This window comes from Cryobacterium sp. TMT2-17-1 (assembly GCF_004402765.1).
Lineage (GTDB): Bacteria > Actinomycetota > Actinomycetes > Actinomycetales > Microbacteriaceae > Cryobacterium > Cryobacterium sandaracinum.
Window position 1 is genome coordinate 109,519 of the sequence record NZ_SOGC01000049.1, and the last position, 15,690, is coordinate 125,208.

Consider the following 15,690-nt stretch of genomic DNA (forward strand, 5'->3'; position numbering starts at 1 on the left):
TCGTCGCCCTCATCCGCGCCATCTGCACAACCGCCGAAACCGCCGCGCAGCGAAACGGCGGCCGGCTCCCGGTCCCGCTGGTGATGGAGCTCGACGAGTGCGCGAACATCGTCCGCTGGCCCGAACTACCCTCCGTGTACTCGTTCTACGGGTCGATGGGCATCATCCTCAACTCCTACTTCCAATCCCGCGCCCAAGCCATCGACGCGTTCGGGAAAGACGGGTGGCAGACCCTCTGGGACGCCGCCGCGACCCGGGTCTTTGGCGGCGGGTCCGGTGACGACGACTTCCTCCGCTCGCTGGCCGCCCTCATCGGCGAACACGACGAAATCACCTACGGCAGCTCCACCAGCAAAGACGGCCACCAATCCACCTCCACCAACACCCGCAAGGTCAACACCCTCGACATCGCCGCCCTCGGATCCCTACCCGAATGGCGCGCCATCATCTTCAGCTCCAAATGCCGCCCCGTCATGGTCAACACCGTCCCCTGGTTCCGCGACAAAACACTCACCACCACCATCAACCGCACCCCAACCAGGACACCGAACCGCGCGCCGACACCGACACCCGACGACACCACTGCAGCGGAGGTAGCAGCCCATGGCTGAGCATGACGACTACGACTCAACCGGCCCTGAAGAGGACGCGGTCGACGTTCGCCAAATGTTTCTTGATTTGCTGATCGGTCACCTCGCCACCGTCGAGGTCGTCGGCACCAGGCCCACGCCGTGGTGCACCCAATGGTGGCTACACCCTGAGATCGTCGCCCGGTTCAAGGCCCTCTGGCAGGCCAGCATGCAAGCTGACGCCAGCGTTATGGACGGCGACGCCGACGCCGTTTCGTTCTGGTGGATCAACCACTGGGACCGCCACGCCGCCGTCATCTTCGACAAAGGCAATGGGCCGTTCCGCGACTGCGATCCTGACCAGGGTCATCTCTACCCTCGCACGGACACCACCGCCAGGATCGTGCCTGCGTCGATGCCGCCCGACGACGTGGAGCTCCAATAAAAGGGGACGCCACGCCATTCTTAGAGCGTGCCCCGCTAGAAATTGATTATTAATCGAAGATTTATCTACGCGAGTGGAGCTGTTCGACGGGGGATCAGCCCACGCACCCGTATTACTGGGTAGTGGCCATGTCCAGCCCTAGTTACTTGCAGTTGCGGAAAATGACTTGATAGACTTACCGCCATGGAAAACAACTTGGTGCCGAGCGGGCCGGATGACGCTCGAATTGTCGCGGGGCTCCTTGAGGAACTCCAAGCTGACCGGGCCCGTCTTGTTGAGAAGGTCCGGACCCCGAAATGGCTCGCCCCTGGATTCGGACTCATCGCGGCCAGCTATGTGATGACACCCGCTTTCCCTGGCGAGGGAGCCGGAGGATTCGTGCTGATCACGGCACTTGTTGCCGGAATTCTGTTGGTGGGCCTGTCATACCGGGCGACAGGCATCAAATTCACGCGGTTTGGGGTGCAGGCATGGGCGGCATTCGCCGCGGCAGTGTTGGGCTCGCTCGCGCTCTTCAGCGTCTCCTTGGGATTTGCTGCCAGCGGCCTATTTTGGTGGATTGTGATTCCAGCAGTCGTGGCCTTTGTATTGGTCTTCTGGCTCGCGAGCCTGATCTTCTCGTCGATGCGAGAGCGTCTTCACCATGTCCGCTGATGGCACCTTCAACGAGACCATTCATGCACCGCTGCGATTGCGGATATGCGGACTCCTCCGCTCAGTCGACGAGCTTGACTTCGCCGTGCTCCGCGACACGCTCGGCGTCAGCGACGCCACGCTCTCGAAACAATCGAAGGCACTCATTGACGCCGGCTTCGTCAGCATCACCAAGAAAACGTCAGCATCGCGCGACGACTCCCGCCGCCTCACCTGGCTCCGCCTCACCGCAACAGGTAGAAACGCGTTCGACGACCACATTCGTGCGCTGAGGAAGATTGCAGTTGGCTTCGATCACCTCGATAACGCGGACTCTTGATCCTGAGGCGTCCTACTGAAAGCCTTAGACCACTAATCCTTCGCGGAACGGTCTGCGCGGCATCTCCGGTCGCCAGCCGGGTCGGTCAGTGTTGGAGGGTGGACGTCGGTCTGGCCACCCGTCCGCTATCGTTACGGCATGCTCCCCATCTGTGATTGAAGACCGGGCTGACTTCTTCAGCTAGCAGGTCCTCATTCACTGCGCGCAAAAGCCGCGCCATTTCTCACGGAGCTCAACCATGCCCGCAACGACTCTGTCCGCGACCTACGCGGATGTTCTCAGACTCAAACACGTCCCCTTTGTTTTCTCGAGTACCCTGACCGGACGCTTCGCTTATCCTCTCGTCGGTCTGCCTCTCCTCTTCGCAGTTGAACAAGTGACCCAGTCCTTCTCCGCCGCCGGTATAGCGGTCGGCGCATACGGGGCTGGTGCCGGTTTCCTCGCACCAGCCAGAGCCCGCCTCATCGATCGATTCGGACGCCGCCTTGTCCTCCTCCTGCTCAGCAGCGTTTTCGGGTTGAGCTTGGTCGCTCTCGCACTGCTCACGAGCTCGGGCGCACCAGTCTGGTTATGCGTGACGTTGGCCGGCCTCCTCGGCGCGTTCGCTCCACCGTTGGGCCCGACAATGCGGGTCGCCTGGGCGTCGTTGACCCCGACTCCAGTTCTGCTGAAAAAGGCTTTGAGTCTGGACGCAGTCCTCGAGGAGTTGCTCTACCTTGTCGGCCCCGCCTTGTCCGGCCTGCTCTTGGTCATCATCGAGCCGAGTACCGCCCTACTCATCCCTGCCGCACTGATCCTGGTCGGGACAACACTGATGATGTCTTCCCCCACGATGGCCGCGACCCCGGTCGACGCGTCACGCAGGGACGCAGCCAGCGCTGCGCCCCTGCTCACAGAACCGCGATTCATCGCACTGCTCCTGCCGGTGCTGGCAGCCGGCCTTGTGGTCGGCACCGTCTACGTTGCGGTCCCGGCCATGATTGCTACCCTCGGTAATGCCGCAGCGGTGGGGGTTGTCCTCGCCCTGTTCGCGGCCGGCAGCGCCGTTGGAGGCCTTGCCTATGGCGCTCTTCAGATCACGGTGTCCTCGCAGCGCCAACTCGTGATCCTGGCGATATTGTTCATCATGGCCTCTGCCGGTGCTGGCCTCGCAACGTCGACGATCTCCCTGGGACTGGTCATTTCGGCCGCTGGACTCTTCCTTTCCCCGGTCATGATCGTGGCGTATTTTGCAGCCAACGATTTTGGTGGGACGACCCGACAGACCGAGTCAACAACGTGGGTGAACACCGCTCACAACGTCGGTGCTGCGGCCGGGAGCGCGCTCAGCGGCTTCCTCGTCGAGAGCTGGAACGTGAGTTCAACTTTCCTCACCACAGCTGCGGCAGCCGCCGTCTTCGTCGCTCTCAGCGCCGGCATCTCCGCGAGNTCGGCATCTCCGCGAGACTCTGGCGACGACCCTCCGCCTAATTGAATGATTGCAGGAACCCTTTGCGGATCGCGGGAACGATTGCGTCGTCTGCAGGGGCGAGACCTGCGAGACTCACCGCATGACAACCCAGACAAGTACTCAGACACGACGCGCTGTGTCTCCGGTGCTCATCGGATTCGTGGGGATGATCATCGTTCCGTTCTGTATCGTTCTCGCGATCAACTCCTGGGGTGCTCCAGACGCAGCTGACTTCGTCCGGATGGCGTTCGGTACCGTAATCGCCTCCACCTTGGCGACGGTGGCGGCTTGGTGGCTGGCGCTCAACCGGATGAAAGCGGGTCGGAGTGACCGTTACTGGTTCTGGGGAGTGGCTGGTATCTTCACCGTCTCCGCAGTCGGCAGCATCACCGGCGCAGCCGAGACTCTGCTGACGCAATTGACTAATCTCTAGGTCGCCGATCCGCGGCCGGGCAATTAGCCTTCCTCGGGAACAGAATGCGGGCCGCTACTCTGGGGCGATGAGTACAGACGACACGGTCTCGGTTCGCGGGGTCCAGGCATCAGATTTCGCCGAGTGGGCGGGGCTGTATGGGGAATATCGAGCGTTTTACGCACTTTCCCCTGATGAAAGCATTGTTGAACGTGTGTGGACTTGGATCAACGACGGCGCGCATGAAGTTAATGCCTTCGTTGCCAGTTCCGGGGATCGCCTCGTGGGACTCGCGCACTATCGACGATTTGCCCGGCCCTCCACTGGCAGCGTGGGAATCTTCCTCGACGATCTGTTCACGTCCCCGAACACTCGCGGTTCCGGCGTCGGGCGGGCGCTACTCAGCGAACTCTCCTCATTGGCCGACGGTGAGGGCAGCTCAGTCGTCCGCTGGATCACGGCGGAGGACAACACTCGTGCCCGGCGCCTTTATGACTCGACCGCCACGTCGACAAAATGGGTGACATACGATCTGAAGCCGGGATCGCTCTGAACGCCTGATAGCCGAACCTTCGGCGCGCAGTCTTAGCCTCGATCCACCGGTCGAGTTGAGGAGTTAGCGGCGCGTTAAACAGAGAATGCCCTTTTGATCAGGAAAAATAAGGCTTACCACGGCGTTTATTCACCACATCAAGAGGACATCTCGTAGATGCAACTGTTCCATAGATCCACGTCCCTGTCAGCGACCTTCGACGACACCAATCTCGTGTCGGCTGCCGGGCTCATTCCGGCGATGGCCTTGGCGGTCTCGACGGGTCTGGCCGAGCTGGCTAATCGGTGGTTGACGTTGCCCGGCTACTTCGGTGCAAACGCCGGGTTAAAGGTCACCGCTTTGGTCGCGGGGATGCTCGCCGGCGCCGATTCCATCGACGATATGGCCCTGCTCTGGCACGGCGGGATGAAGAAACTCTTGGTCGGCACCTACGCACCCTCCACTCTGGGCTCGTTCCTGCGTGCGTTCACTTTCGGCCACGTCCGCCAGCTCGACGCAGTCGCCAGGCGGTGGCTGGTCAACGTCGCCCAGGTCGCACCGATCGTAGCCGGGATCGATGACTACGCCCTGGTCGATATCGACGACACCATCAAAGAAGTCCACGGTTACAAGGAACAGGGCTCCGGCTACGGATACTCCGGAGTGCGCGGGCTGAAGGCGTTGATCGGAATCGTCTCGACGACATCTGCCGCGCCGGCCATCATCGGCGCCCGGCTCCGGAAAGGCGCCGCCGGGTCCCCGCGCGGGGCGGGGAAGTTCGTGGCCGATGTCCTGGCGACCGTGACACGGTTGCGCTCAGGGACCGCGTCCGGGCTGGTGCTGCTGCGCGCCGACAGCGCGTTCTATGGCCATGCTGTGGTCTCGGCCGCGCACCGGGCCGGCGCGAAAGTCTCCATCACCGCCCGCATGGATCCGGCCGTGAAACGCGCTATCGCCACGATCCCTGATGACGCCTGGACGACGATTGATTACACCGACGCGATCCGGGACGAGACCACCGGCACCTGGATTTCCTCCGCCGAGGTCGCCGAGGTGCCGTTCACCGCGTTCAGCTCGAGGAAGATCAGCGAACGCATCACGGGACGCTTGGTCGTGCGGCGGATCCCGGAACTGAACCCGTTCGAAGGCGCCGGACAACTCACCCTCTTCGACACGCACCGGTTCCACGCGTTCTTCACCACCAGCACCCTGGACACCGTCACCGCAGACAAAACCCACCGGCAACACGCGATCATCGAGCAGGTCAACGCCGACCTCAAAGACAGTGCGCTGGCGCACCTGCCCTCCGGGAAATTCACCGCCAACGCCGCCTGGCTGGTGCTGGCCACGATCGCGTTCAACCTCGCCCGCGCCGCCGGCACCATCGCCGGCAGCACCCTCGGCAAGGCACGCACCGAAACCATCCGCCGCAAACTGATTCAGATTCCGGCCCGTATCTCGACCTCGGCCCGGAAACACGTCCTGCATCTCCCGGCCAGCTGGCCCTGGGAAACCGGATGGACAGCCCTGTTCGCGGCGGCCTGCGGCCCGCCACGAACAGCCACCATCTGACCACCCAGCCCCACGGCGCAACCAAACCAGGAACACCACCGGCAGCAAGGCCGCCCGCACCGCCATGCCCACCACCAGAAACCTCAGATCAAACGCCGGTCACCCGGATCAGCCAGGCTGACCGGTGGATCGAGGCTTAGGCGGGGGGTGTCGGGGAATTCGAGCTCGCACCGAACGCCGGAGCTGGGGACGGGCAATTCCCGGGTTGGGCGCCGCTGACGGCTAGGCTGGCCGCAGCCAGCGCTTGTCTGCAAGGCCCTGTGGAAGTCGACCTTGGTTTATCACTGTCGTCGTGATGCAGGATCGGAACAGTAGAGCCAATGCGTCAGCGGCCATGGAGGAACTGTGAACCTCAATCAAATCGACCTAATCGTTTCTGACGTTAAGTCTTCGGCTCTCCTGGTGAGCAAGCTCCTGAACGTTGACCCAGATGTCTTGGACGACGGTTTTGCTCGGGTTTCGATAGGGGCTACGGCGCTCATGTTTTCCACTACCGCGCTAATCCCTATGCAGCGCGCAGAAGGTGTCATTCTGCATTTTGAGACAGTGGATGTGGAGCTCGCTGCCCAAAATGCGCGAGCAAACGGCGTTGAGATTCTCCTCGGACCCGTCACTACCGATTGGGGGACGACCTCGGTACTGGTCCAAGGGCCGGAAGGAATCGTCTTGGACTTCTATCGAAATGCGTGAAACGAAGCTTCATTTCGTCACTCCAGAGTGGAGTTGGCGTTGCAGGCGAGTGGAACGAACACGTTAGAGTCCGGATCGAAACCTCAGGAGGAGTCCTACCAGTGCACGCATGGTTCATCGCACTCACGCCGGGCACGCCGGGGACCACCACGAACCTCTCGGCGTCAGTTCGAGCTTCGGCACCTAACGTCGTGAAGTGACGGACCCAAAAGTGGACGCTCGCTCGCGATTCAGCGTCGTCGCCGGAATCCTCGTTGGTGTCGCGTTCGTATCTTCCTATTTCGCAAGCTGGGCATTGCTTTCGCCTGCCTCGCGGGCGGCGAAATGCTGGGTGCAACTTGAAGAGGCTCGTACTTCTGTGCCAATCGCAGCCATTCTGGGATCTGCGGGATTCTTGCTCTGGATTGCTGCGCGGAGAATCACTCGTGGCCAGCCAGCCGCCCGCGGGATATCGATCGCCACCTTCTTCACCGTGCCGGTACTCGTGATCTGTCTGCTGCCATTCGTTGTCGTGGGCGCGTTTCCGCTCAGTGCTGCTGGCCTTGAAAGCGATTGTGACAGGGGCCAACCCTCTGGAATCATCATTTCGTCTGCTGCGTTGCTGCCTCTAATTGTTATTTTGATCGTCGCGATCGTGTTTCGCCCAGCCACCAAACCGACGTCGCGTGTCCACGCGGACCCAGAACAGGATCAATAGTGCCGATCTAAGCCAGAGGCATGTTTCTACGATGCCGCACCAAACGCGGATCGCTGGTGGGGCGCCATTGAGACCATCGTGCGAATCGCTTCACCGGCGCACTTGAAGGGCATTGCAACATGGAACTTTCACCGCGCAGATCTTGGTCGTCTGGACGGAAGCCAACAGACCCGCGCAAGCTCTGGGTCGGACCCTGACCGTGCAGCAATGCCTGAGAATCGGCGTGATAACGAAGGTCGGGCCTTCGTCGGAAACTCGAAGCCCAGACTCGGCCATTCGCTGACCACTTCGCTGTGCTCACCGTGAGGCAGCTAGGGAAAGCCCGAGTCAACTGCGAAAACTGCGTTACGTTTCCTGAAGAGAGGGTCACGTCCCGCTGAGTGGTGGAATTTCTCAACACCATGCAGGTCAGTAGTTCTAGTTTAGGCGGCGGCGAGTTCGGGGAGGATCACCGCCTCGTCGAGGACCTCGATGGGGTTGTTCATGACGGCCAGCTCGAGCATGGATGCTTCGGAGAAGTAACGGCGTTCGCCGGCTTCCCACTCGTCATGCTGCTCGATCAACACCGACCCGGCCAGGCGCAACAGGGCTGCCGCGTTGGGGAACACTCCGACGACGTCGGTGCGGCGTTTGATCTCTTTGTTGACGCGTTCTCGCGGGTTGGTCGACCAGATCTGGCGCCAGTGCCGCCGCGGAAACCCGGCGAAGGCGAGTAGGTCGGGTTGCGCGTCGACGAGCATCGCCGCGACCTTCGGGTGCGAGCGGGAGAGCATCGTGGTCACCTCACGGAACTGTTTCTCGATGTGCTCGCGGTCGGGCTGGGCGAAGATGGTGCGGATGATCGAGGCGACCATCTCCTGCGATCCCTTCGGCACCACGGCGAGGACGTTGCGCATGAAGTGCACCCGGCAGCGCTGCCAGCCGGCGCCCTGGAACACGGTCCCGATGGCCTTCTTCAGGCCGGTGTGAGCGTCAGACATGACCAGCTTGACCCCGTCGAGGCCGCGAGTCTTCAACGACCGCAGGAAGCTGGTCCAGAAGCCCTCGTTCTCGCTGTCGCCAACGTCGAAGCCGAGGACTTCCCGGCGTCCGTCGGCCGCAACGCCGACCGCGACGACGATGGCCTGGGACACGATCCGGTGCCCAACGCGCGCTTTGCAGTAGGTCGCGTCGAGGAACACGTAGGGGAAGTCCTGCACGGCGAGGGTGCGGTCGCGGAACTCGGCGACTTCGGCGTCCAGGCCCGCGCAGATCCGGGACACCTCCGACTTCGAGATCCCGGTGTCAGCGCCGAGCGCTTTGACGAGGTCGTCGACCTTCCGGGTCGAGACGCCGTGGACGTAGGCCTCCATCACCACCGCGAACAGGGCCTGGTCCACCCGCCGGCGGCGCTCCAGCAGCGCGGGGAAGAACGACCCGGCGCGCAGCTTCGGGATCTTCAGGTCGAGGTCCCCGGCCGTCGTCGTCAACGTCCGCGGCCGGGTGCCGTTGCGGTGGGTGGTGCGGTCGCCGGAGCGTTCGAACGGGGCGGCGCCGATGAACGCGGTCGCCTCCGCATCGATCAGTTCTTGGTAGAGAGTTTCGGTCGCGACGCGGATTCGGTCGGTGACATCGGTGAGTTTGAGTTCTCCCAGCAGGTCGAGCAGGGCAGACTGGTCTAGAGCCATCGTGTGGTGTCCTTTGTGAGTTCTTTGATCGGTACTCACTGACCATCCCACGGTGGCTCTTCACGTTGACGAAGCAACACTCAAGAGCGGGAAACCACACCACTCACGGGGACGTAACCAAGTCGTCCACGACCACTTGGAAACAGGCGCCATTTGGTACGAGTACGCCACGGGAAAGGGTGAATGGGTTCACGTCATAACCCTCCTCGGCGATAGGGAAGTGGATGAAGCCGTGCTTGCGGAAGACTTATACAAACAACATCGGGCAACAATTGCGAGTGTTGAGTACTTGTCAGTCGCGGCCGGCTGGAAAGAGCAAATACGAGCTGAATTTGAGGCAGAACGTGAGGAAGGCCAGCCATGAACCAACTAGTGAGTTGGATGCTCTAAGCGAGTTCATCAACCGTGCCCCAATATCGAGGAGGCGTTGCCGGTGCTCGCATAGCCAAGATGGCAGAATCGCACCCCCGCACGGCAGGTCAAGCAGCCAATCCGTGCGAGGCTCAGTGCTTCCCTGCACCGCGCACGAGGGCAGCTAGGACTGCTCTGGGAATCGTTTATGTTAGCTTTTCTGCGCCGGCTCTGCGGGGTCGGTTCTTCTCAAACTATTTTCCGGCCCGGGCGCGCTGCCGGCTGATCACGGCCGCAGCCCGGTGCAGAACGGCCTCCGTTCCGGCGTAGATGCCGGCCGCTCGCGGCCAGTGGCTGATCACGTCAGTGAAGCCGAGTTCGCCGGCCCGACCTACGGCATCCTCGAACGCTCCGATGCTCTGCAGGGAGTAGCAGCCGCCGCTGTCGAGGGACAGGTAACGGTCGATGGTGGCCGGGTCCCTGCCCGCGACGACTGCCGTGTCCTCCAGCCGGTGCAGGAGGCCGGCTACCGCTGCCCACCAGTCCTCACCCACGACGCCGTCCGCTCCCGTCGTCACCCAGCCGGAACCGAACGTCGTGACGAGGCGCAGCCCTTTGGGCCCGTTCGCGGCGATGACGAACGGAACCCGCGGCTCCTGGGCCGGCACACCGACCATTCGCGCGCCGACCGCCCTCGCCCACTCCCCCTCGAAGCTGATGCCGCCGCTGCCCGGTTCCTCGTGGCGCAGCAGCCGGTCGAGGGCCGTGACGAACGCGGCGAAGCGCTCGGACCGCTGCTTCGGGGTGTACTCGGGCTGCCCGAGCACGGTGGCGTCGAACCCGGTACCGCCTGAGCCCACCCCGAGCAGGAATCGCCCGCCGGCAATGTCGTCGAGGGTGGCGATCTCCTTGGCGAAGGTCACCGGATGCCGGAAGTTCGGTGATGAGACGAAGGTACCCAGCCGGATCCGCGAGGTGACGACCGCCGCGGCAGTCAGCGTCGGGACGGTCGCATGCCAGGGCTGGTCGGCCAACGACCGCCAGGACAGGTGGTCGTAGGTCCAGGCGTGGTCGAAGCCGAGCTGCTCAGCGCCCTGCCAGCGACGGCGGGCCTCCGGCCACGAATCCTGCGGGAGAATGACGATTCCGAAGCGCATGCTGAGAGTCTACGGAAGGCCTCCCACCGGCACCTTCTCGCCCGGCGCGCACGGTGCTATTAATGATTCTCGACCGGCGTTCCTGATTTCTCAGGCAGCGGGTCGGCCGCTGATGACACCAGACCCCCGTGGCGGCACCCGGCCCACGTTCCGGATGCCGCCGCGGGCCTTCGCTCGGGTCTCAGGGTCGCGGCACACGGGCTAATCAGGAATTTCTGTGGTGCGCGTCACCGCCGAGTGCCACACTCGACCCATGACAGGCTCATCGCACGGCTTCTCCCGGTGCACTATCGTGCCGCCGTATCTGCTGGTGCGGCTGGCGCGGGTCGACGATCCCCGGCTCGCGGCCGCGGCCGAGGCAGCCAGACGGTCTCTGATGCGGGACGTGCCGATCCGGGAACTGCGCGCGGCGGCGCATCCGACGCCGTCGTCGTCGGTCCACTCCGGTGTGCGCGGCGGAGCGGCCGCCCGGGTGCGCGGGCACGTGGACCGGGCCGTGTCGGATGCCGGCGGCCTGGAACGACTGCCGGGCCGGCTGGTCCGCCGCGAGGGCCAGCCCACCGGGGCCGATCTCGCGGTCAATGAGGCCTGGGCGGGGCTCGGAGACACGCATTCCCTGTTCTGGAACGTGTTCGAGCGCGACTCGATCGATGACCGCGGTGTGTCGCTGGAGGCGACCGTGCACTACGGCCGCAACTACGACAATGCGTTCTGGGACGGCGAGCGCATGGTGTTCGGCGATGGCGACGGCCTGGTCTTCAACCGTTTCACCGCGTCGCTGACGGTGATCGGGCATGAGCTCACGCACGGGGTGACCCAATTCACGGCCAACCTCGCCTATGAGGGGCAATCAGGTGCGATAAACGAGTCCCTGTCGGACGTGTTCGGCTCGCTGGTGGAGCAGCGCTCCCTGGGCCAGTCAGCCGCCAAGGCCGGCTGGTTGATCGGCGAAGGTCTCTTCACCGACCAGGTGCAGGGGGTCGCGCTGCGCTCGCTGAAGGCTCCCGGCACCGCCTACAACGACGATGCTCTCGGCAAGGACCCCCAGCCCGCGGACATGACCGGCTACATCGAAACCGAAGACGACAATGGCGGGGTGCACTTGAACTCGGGCATTCCGAACCGGGCGTTCTACCTCGTGGCCACAGCTCTCGGCGGAAACGCCTGGGAGACGGCCGGCCAGATCTGGTTCGACACCCTCACCTCCGGCACGCTGGGCCGCACCGTGGACTTCGCCGGGTTCGCGCGGGCGACCTCGCGGGCGGCGGTCACGCGCCACGGCGCCGGTTCCCGAGAACACGAGGCCGTGATCGCCGGCTGGACCGCCGTCGGCCTCGGCGGCGGGCTCGGCACCGGATCCCGGCCCCGGTCCGGCACTGGCCCAGGGACCGGCGTCGGTCGCGCCACCGTCGTTCCTGCCCCACGGCCGGAGTAATATCGGCCCCATGAAGGTCGTCGTTTCGCGCAGCGGTGGCTTCGCCGGCATCCGAACCACCTGGGAGGTCCAGGTGGAGGAACAACCCGACCGGTCCGCCTGGGCGGAACTTCTTCGTGGGCTGCCCTGGGACGAGGTATCCGCGACGGCTCCGCAGCCGGACCGCTACGTCTACCGCATCCGTTGCGCACCCCACGAGGTCGTGCTCAGCGAGCAGCAGGTCTCTGGGCCGTGGAAAGATCTTATTGACCGGGTCAGAGGCGTGAATGAAGGGCACTGACCCGTTCTCCGTTGTCCTGGCCTGAGAATCCCCTGTTAGAGTAGACCAACTAAGGGGGCCTCCATCGCAAATCTGCTGGCTGTTAAAACTTCACGTTCTTTCTTCAGTGCTTCTGCACTGAACCGTTCGCTTGTTCTGGCCCTCGGCCTTTTCCTCGCGGCCTTCGTCCTGACAGCTTCGCCGGCGGTTTCCGCTTCGGCTGCTCCGGTCGACGGCACCGTCGAACAGTGCAACGATGTCGCCGGAGTCGGCGGCGGCACCGGCGCCGTCGAATGCAGCGTCACGGTCGACAATTATCTCAATCTGGCCACCGGTGCGACCAGTTCGACCACCAGCACCGTCGTCAGCATCCACGCGGCGAACACCGAGGTGCAGCCCCCCGCAGCGACGGTCGTGAACTCTTCGAAGCTGATCCACACGATCACCCAGTGCAACGGCTCGATCAACGTCGGCGGCGGTAACACCATCTGCACGGTGACCGTGAACAACCACATCACCGGAGCGACCACGGAATCCCCGGCCACGGTCAACCAGTGCGTCGGCTCCGGAGCCAGCACGGAACTCGACTGCGTGCCCCTTGAGAACACCACTTACGCGACCGTCACCCAGTGCAACAACGCCGGGAACGGCGGCGGCGCCGATGTGCTCTGCCGGGTGAATCCCTCGGCGATGGTGACGATCGACGTGCCCATCACTGTCAACCAGTGCAACTACTCCAGCAACGGCGGTGGCTCGACCGTGGAGTGCGCGACCGAGCTCAACACGATCGTGCATGCAGCCGAGGTCACGCCGACGCAGACACCGACACCGACCGAAACGGCCCTCCCGGCCGCCGCCGACACGATCACAGTCGCTCCCGAGCTGGCCGCGACCGGCGTCGACTCGGCCTCCCTGCTGATCTCCGCGGCTGCAGGCGCCCTGCTGCTGGGACTCGGCGCGCTCCTCGCGCTTCGACGCACCGTCGTACGCCTCCGTCGGGACTGATCCGACTCGCTGTCAGACCGAAACGCGCCTACCGCCCCTCGGGGAACGGTGGGCGCGTTTTTCGTTGCCGGCACCTGCTCGCGCCGGGCCGGACCGCGTGGGACTATGAGTCATGGAAACCAACGACCTGTATCCGGTTCAGAACCTCAGCGAGGACGACTGCTGGGATCTTCTGATCTCGTCCAGTTTCGGAAGACTCGCGATGAGCATTTCCGGTGAGCCGGACATTTACCCGGTGAACTTCGTCTCCGCAGACCGGCGGCTCGTTTTCCGCACGGCCGAGGGTACGAAGCTCCTCGAGCTCACGGTGAACAACCGGGTCGCCTTCGAGATCGACGGCATCGGTCGCAGCGAGGCGTGGAGCGTCGTGGCGCGAGGCGAGGCCCGAGTTCTCGACAAGCAGGCCGAGATCGAGGCCGCGGATCAATTGCCGCTGCGCCCGCTCATCCCGACCCTGAAGTACATCTACGTCGAGATAACGCCGACCAGGATCACAGGCCGCCGGTTCCAGCTCGGCCCGGAACCCGACCGGTACTAGAAGCGTGACTCACGCACCGGACTCCAGCGTCGTTCTGATCACGGGGACCTCCTCCGGTATCGGACTCCACGCCGCCATCGCCGCGGCTCGCGCCGGCCACACGGTGGTAGCCACCATGCGCAACCTCGAAGGCGCCCGCGCTCTGCGGGACGCGGCCACCGACGCGGAGGTGAGTCTCGACATCCGTCGCCTGGACGTGACCGAACCGCACGCGGCCACGGATGCCGTGGCCGGGACCACCGACCGGCACGGCCGGCTCGACGCGCTCATCAACAACGCCGGGTCGGGGAGGCTCGGCACCATCGAGAACTCAACGGTCGATGACGTTCGCGCCGTGATGGAGGTGAACTTCTTCGGGGTGGTTGCCCTCACACGGGCCGCGCTCCCCCTTCTCCGGGGCAGCACGGGCCGGCTGATCACCGTCTCGAGCGTGGGTGGAGCCATCGGCCAGCCCTTCAACGAGGCGTATTGTGCGGCGAAGTTCGCGGTGGAGGGATTCATGGAGAGCCTGGCCCCGGTGGCCGCCACGGCCGGTGTGTCGGTGACGGTAGTCGAACCCGGCGCCGTGACATCCTCGTTCGTCGCCAACGTCGGCCGGGACCTCAACCAATCCGGCTTGGCCAACGACCCGTACGCCGCGGCACTGGAGGCGTACCTGGCCCGCGCGGCGTCATCCTTCGGCTCGGCCCAGTCGGCCCGGAGCGCCGGCGAGATCGTCGCCGCCCTGCTCGACGGCGACCGCCCACCGTTTCGGGTGCAGACATCGGAGGCGGCGCGCCAGTTCGTGGCGGCCAAGCTCGCCGACCTCGACGGCGGAGTCGTGCAGCGGATGACGGCGACCTGGCTGGTCTGACGTCGGTCCCCGACTGATGAACGTGCGCCCGATCGAGAGCACCACCCCGGTCTCCGGATGGGTCAGGATTCGGATGAAGCCGGGCGTCCCGGCCGCAATCTCGCGTGCGGTATCGGGGTCGATCGGCCCGGACCCTTCGAAGTGGCTGGGTTGCTCGGGGTGGCCGAGGAGTGTCATCACCGGGACGGTGACGTGCACCGAGCCGCGGATGCCCTGGCCGACCCCCGATGCGGTCACCCCGTCGAGGATGAGGTCTTCGAACACGTCCGCCCGAAGCTGGGTCAGCGTATGGGTGTCGTTCGGGCCCTGCAGGCTCATCCCCATCACGGTGAGGCGGTCGTAGCCGGCCTTCACTTTCTCCGCCGAGTCGTACCAGGAGCGGGATGCCATCCCGTCGGCCTCGGGCTCGAAGATCACCGTCCGGTCCGCCACCGACTTCTGGTGCCGGGCCGTGATCGACCCCGGGTGCAGCCGTTCCCGCATGATCCGGGCCTCGTTCTTCAGGTTGGCCACCGTCAGGTGCGGGGCCGACTTCAGCAGGGTCTCCTCGAACCCGGCCAGGGCCTCGGCGTGGAGCGACCAGGCCTGGTTCATGATCGCCTGCGCATGCCGGTAGGTGATCGACCCGTCCTGCAGGGCGGCCCGGGTGCCGGGCAGTTCATTTATCAGGGTGCGGCTCTCGGCGATCAGGGTTTCGGTCGAGCGCACCGGCAGCCGCAGGGTGCAGGACAGTTCGGTCACGAACTCGCGTTCGGCGACCTGTGCAGCGTGCCACCGGGTGCGGGGCATCCCGGTCGCGACCCCGGCCACTGCCGGGGGTCCCTCCCTGGCCTTGTCCTCGGCTGCCCGGGCCGCGTTTCGGGCCAGGGCTTCGGCGAACCGGCGGGCCTGATCGACCTGTTCGGCCAGGCGGGCGTCAACCCGGGCGGCGTCCGCCTGGGTCTCCCGGATGGCGTCGAAGTGACGACCCAGGCGTTCTCGCCGCTCACTGTAGGAGGGCTTCATGAGACACACGTTACGGCTGACCACTGACATTCCATGCTCCAGATCGGCACCCGTCAGCGCCCCGTGGATAACTTGATCAA

General features: G+C 64.4%; 19 protein-coding genes. 16 read left to right on the plus strand and 3 right to left on the minus strand.

Going from position 1 to position 15,690, the window contains the following annotated elements; translation table 11 throughout:
• Positions 1 to 20: 20 nt before the first annotated feature.
• The 10 genes from E3O47_RS14750 (at position 21) to E3O47_RS14795 (ending at position 7,340) form a co-directional block, all read left to right on the plus strand.
• Positions 21 to 611 carry a TraG/TraD/VirD4 family protein gene (locus E3O47_RS14750; protein ID WP_277870378.1) on the plus strand — a complete coding sequence of 197 codons (591 nt, stop codon included), beginning with the start codon at positions 21 to 23 and terminating at the stop codon, positions 609 to 611.
• Positions 604 to 1,014, plus strand: coding sequence for a DUF4913 domain-containing protein (locus E3O47_RS14755; RefSeq protein WP_134421067.1), 411 nt, complete (start codon positions 604 to 606; stop codon positions 1,012 to 1,014). The genes E3O47_RS14750 and E3O47_RS14755 overlap by 8 nt, the downstream gene beginning before the upstream one ends.
• A gap of 183 nt (positions 1,015 to 1,197) precedes the next feature.
• Positions 1,198 to 1,668 carry a hypothetical protein gene (locus tag E3O47_RS14760; protein ID WP_134421069.1) on the plus strand — a complete coding sequence of 157 codons (471 nt, stop codon included), beginning with the start codon at positions 1,198 to 1,200 and terminating at the stop codon, positions 1,666 to 1,668.
• Positions 1,658 to 1,987 (plus strand): transcriptional regulator, encoded by a 330-nt coding sequence (locus E3O47_RS14765; RefSeq protein WP_104101093.1) that lies wholly within the window; start codon positions 1,658 to 1,660, stop codon positions 1,985 to 1,987. The genes E3O47_RS14760 and E3O47_RS14765 overlap by 11 nt, the downstream gene beginning before the upstream one ends.
• Positions 1,988 to 2,225: 238 nt before the next feature.
• Positions 2,226 to 3,461 carry an MFS transporter gene (locus E3O47_RS14770; protein WP_134421071.1) on the plus strand — a complete coding sequence of 412 codons (1,236 nt, stop codon included), beginning with the start codon at positions 2,226 to 2,228 and terminating at the stop codon, positions 3,459 to 3,461.
• 142 nt (positions 3,462 to 3,603) lie between these two features.
• Complete coding sequence (locus tag E3O47_RS14775; RefSeq protein ID WP_134421073.1) at positions 3,604 to 3,870, plus strand: hypothetical protein; 267 nt, start codon at positions 3,604 to 3,606, stop codon at positions 3,868 to 3,870.
• A 67-nt stretch (positions 3,871 to 3,937) separates the two neighbouring features.
• Positions 3,938 to 4,402, plus strand: coding sequence for a GNAT family N-acetyltransferase (locus tag E3O47_RS14780; protein WP_134421075.1), 465 nt, complete (start codon positions 3,938 to 3,940; stop codon positions 4,400 to 4,402).
• A gap of 156 nt (positions 4,403 to 4,558) precedes the next feature.
• Entirely contained in the window at positions 4,559 to 5,953 is a 1,395-nt protein-coding gene (locus E3O47_RS14785; protein WP_134421077.1) for an IS1380 family transposase, read from the plus strand.
• A 345-nt stretch (positions 5,954 to 6,298) separates the two neighbouring features.
• On the plus strand, positions 6,299 to 6,643 hold the full coding sequence (locus tag E3O47_RS14790) for a VOC family protein (RefSeq protein ID WP_134421079.1): 345 nt from the start codon (positions 6,299 to 6,301) through the stop codon (positions 6,641 to 6,643).
• Between the two features lie 196 nt (positions 6,644 to 6,839).
• A complete protein-coding gene (locus E3O47_RS14795; protein ID WP_134421081.1) occupies positions 6,840 to 7,340 on the plus strand; it encodes a hypothetical protein in 501 nt (166 codons plus the stop codon).
• Positions 7,341 to 7,762: 422 nt separating this feature from the next.
• Here the strand turns inward: E3O47_RS14795 and E3O47_RS14800 are convergent, their stop codons facing one another.
• Positions 7,763 to 9,007: an IS256 family transposase gene (locus E3O47_RS14800; protein WP_134421083.1), complete on the minus strand. Its 1,245-nt coding sequence runs from the start codon at positions 9,005 to 9,007 to the stop codon at positions 7,763 to 7,765.
• Between the two features lie 52 nt (positions 9,008 to 9,059).
• On the opposite strand from E3O47_RS14800, the gene E3O47_RS14805 reads away from it, so the two are divergent.
• Positions 9,060 to 9,371, plus strand: coding sequence for a hypothetical protein (locus tag E3O47_RS14805; RefSeq protein WP_134421085.1), 312 nt, complete (start codon positions 9,060 to 9,062; stop codon positions 9,369 to 9,371).
• Between the two features lie 241 nt (positions 9,372 to 9,612).
• Here E3O47_RS14805 and E3O47_RS14810 read toward each other — a convergent pair whose 3' ends face one another.
• Complete coding sequence (locus E3O47_RS14810) at positions 9,613 to 10,515, minus strand: LLM class flavin-dependent oxidoreductase (RefSeq protein WP_134421087.1); 903 nt, start codon at positions 10,513 to 10,515, stop codon at positions 9,613 to 9,615.
• A gap of 253 nt (positions 10,516 to 10,768) precedes the next feature.
• Between E3O47_RS14810 and E3O47_RS14815 the strand changes: the two genes are divergently transcribed.
• Both E3O47_RS14815 and E3O47_RS14820 read left to right on the plus strand, forming a co-directional pair.
• Positions 10,769 to 11,950 (plus strand): M4 family metallopeptidase, encoded by a 1,182-nt coding sequence (locus E3O47_RS14815; protein WP_134421089.1) that lies wholly within the window; start codon positions 10,769 to 10,771, stop codon positions 11,948 to 11,950.
• Between the two features lie 10 nt (positions 11,951 to 11,960).
• Positions 11,961 to 12,230, plus strand: coding sequence for a protealysin inhibitor emfourin (locus tag E3O47_RS14820; RefSeq protein ID WP_104101085.1), 270 nt, complete (start codon positions 11,961 to 11,963; stop codon positions 12,228 to 12,230).
• A 90-nt stretch (positions 12,231 to 12,320) separates the two neighbouring features.
• On the opposite strand, the gene E3O47_RS14825 is transcribed toward E3O47_RS14820, so the two are convergent.
• Positions 12,321 to 12,584 carry a hypothetical protein gene (locus E3O47_RS14825; RefSeq protein WP_134421091.1) on the minus strand — a complete coding sequence of 88 codons (264 nt, stop codon included), beginning with the start codon at positions 12,582 to 12,584 and terminating at the stop codon, positions 12,321 to 12,323.
• Between the two features lie 39 nt (positions 12,585 to 12,623).
• Between E3O47_RS14825 and E3O47_RS14830 the strand changes: the two genes are divergently transcribed.
• The 3 genes from E3O47_RS14830 (at position 12,624) to E3O47_RS14840 (ending at position 14,605) form a co-directional block, all read left to right on the plus strand.
• Positions 12,624 to 13,214, plus strand: a complete 591-nt coding sequence (locus tag E3O47_RS14830; RefSeq protein WP_134421093.1) for an LPXTG cell wall anchor domain-containing protein — start codon at positions 12,624 to 12,626, stop codon at positions 13,212 to 13,214.
• A 112-nt stretch (positions 13,215 to 13,326) separates the two neighbouring features.
• Positions 13,327 to 13,752, plus strand: coding sequence for a pyridoxamine 5'-phosphate oxidase family protein (locus tag E3O47_RS14835; protein WP_104101082.1), 426 nt, complete (start codon positions 13,327 to 13,329; stop codon positions 13,750 to 13,752).
• A 4-nt stretch (positions 13,753 to 13,756) separates the two neighbouring features.
• A complete protein-coding gene (locus E3O47_RS14840) occupies positions 13,757 to 14,605 on the plus strand; it encodes an SDR family NAD(P)-dependent oxidoreductase (RefSeq protein ID WP_134421095.1) in 849 nt (282 codons plus the stop codon).
• Positions 14,606 to 15,690: the final 1,085 nt, after the last annotated feature.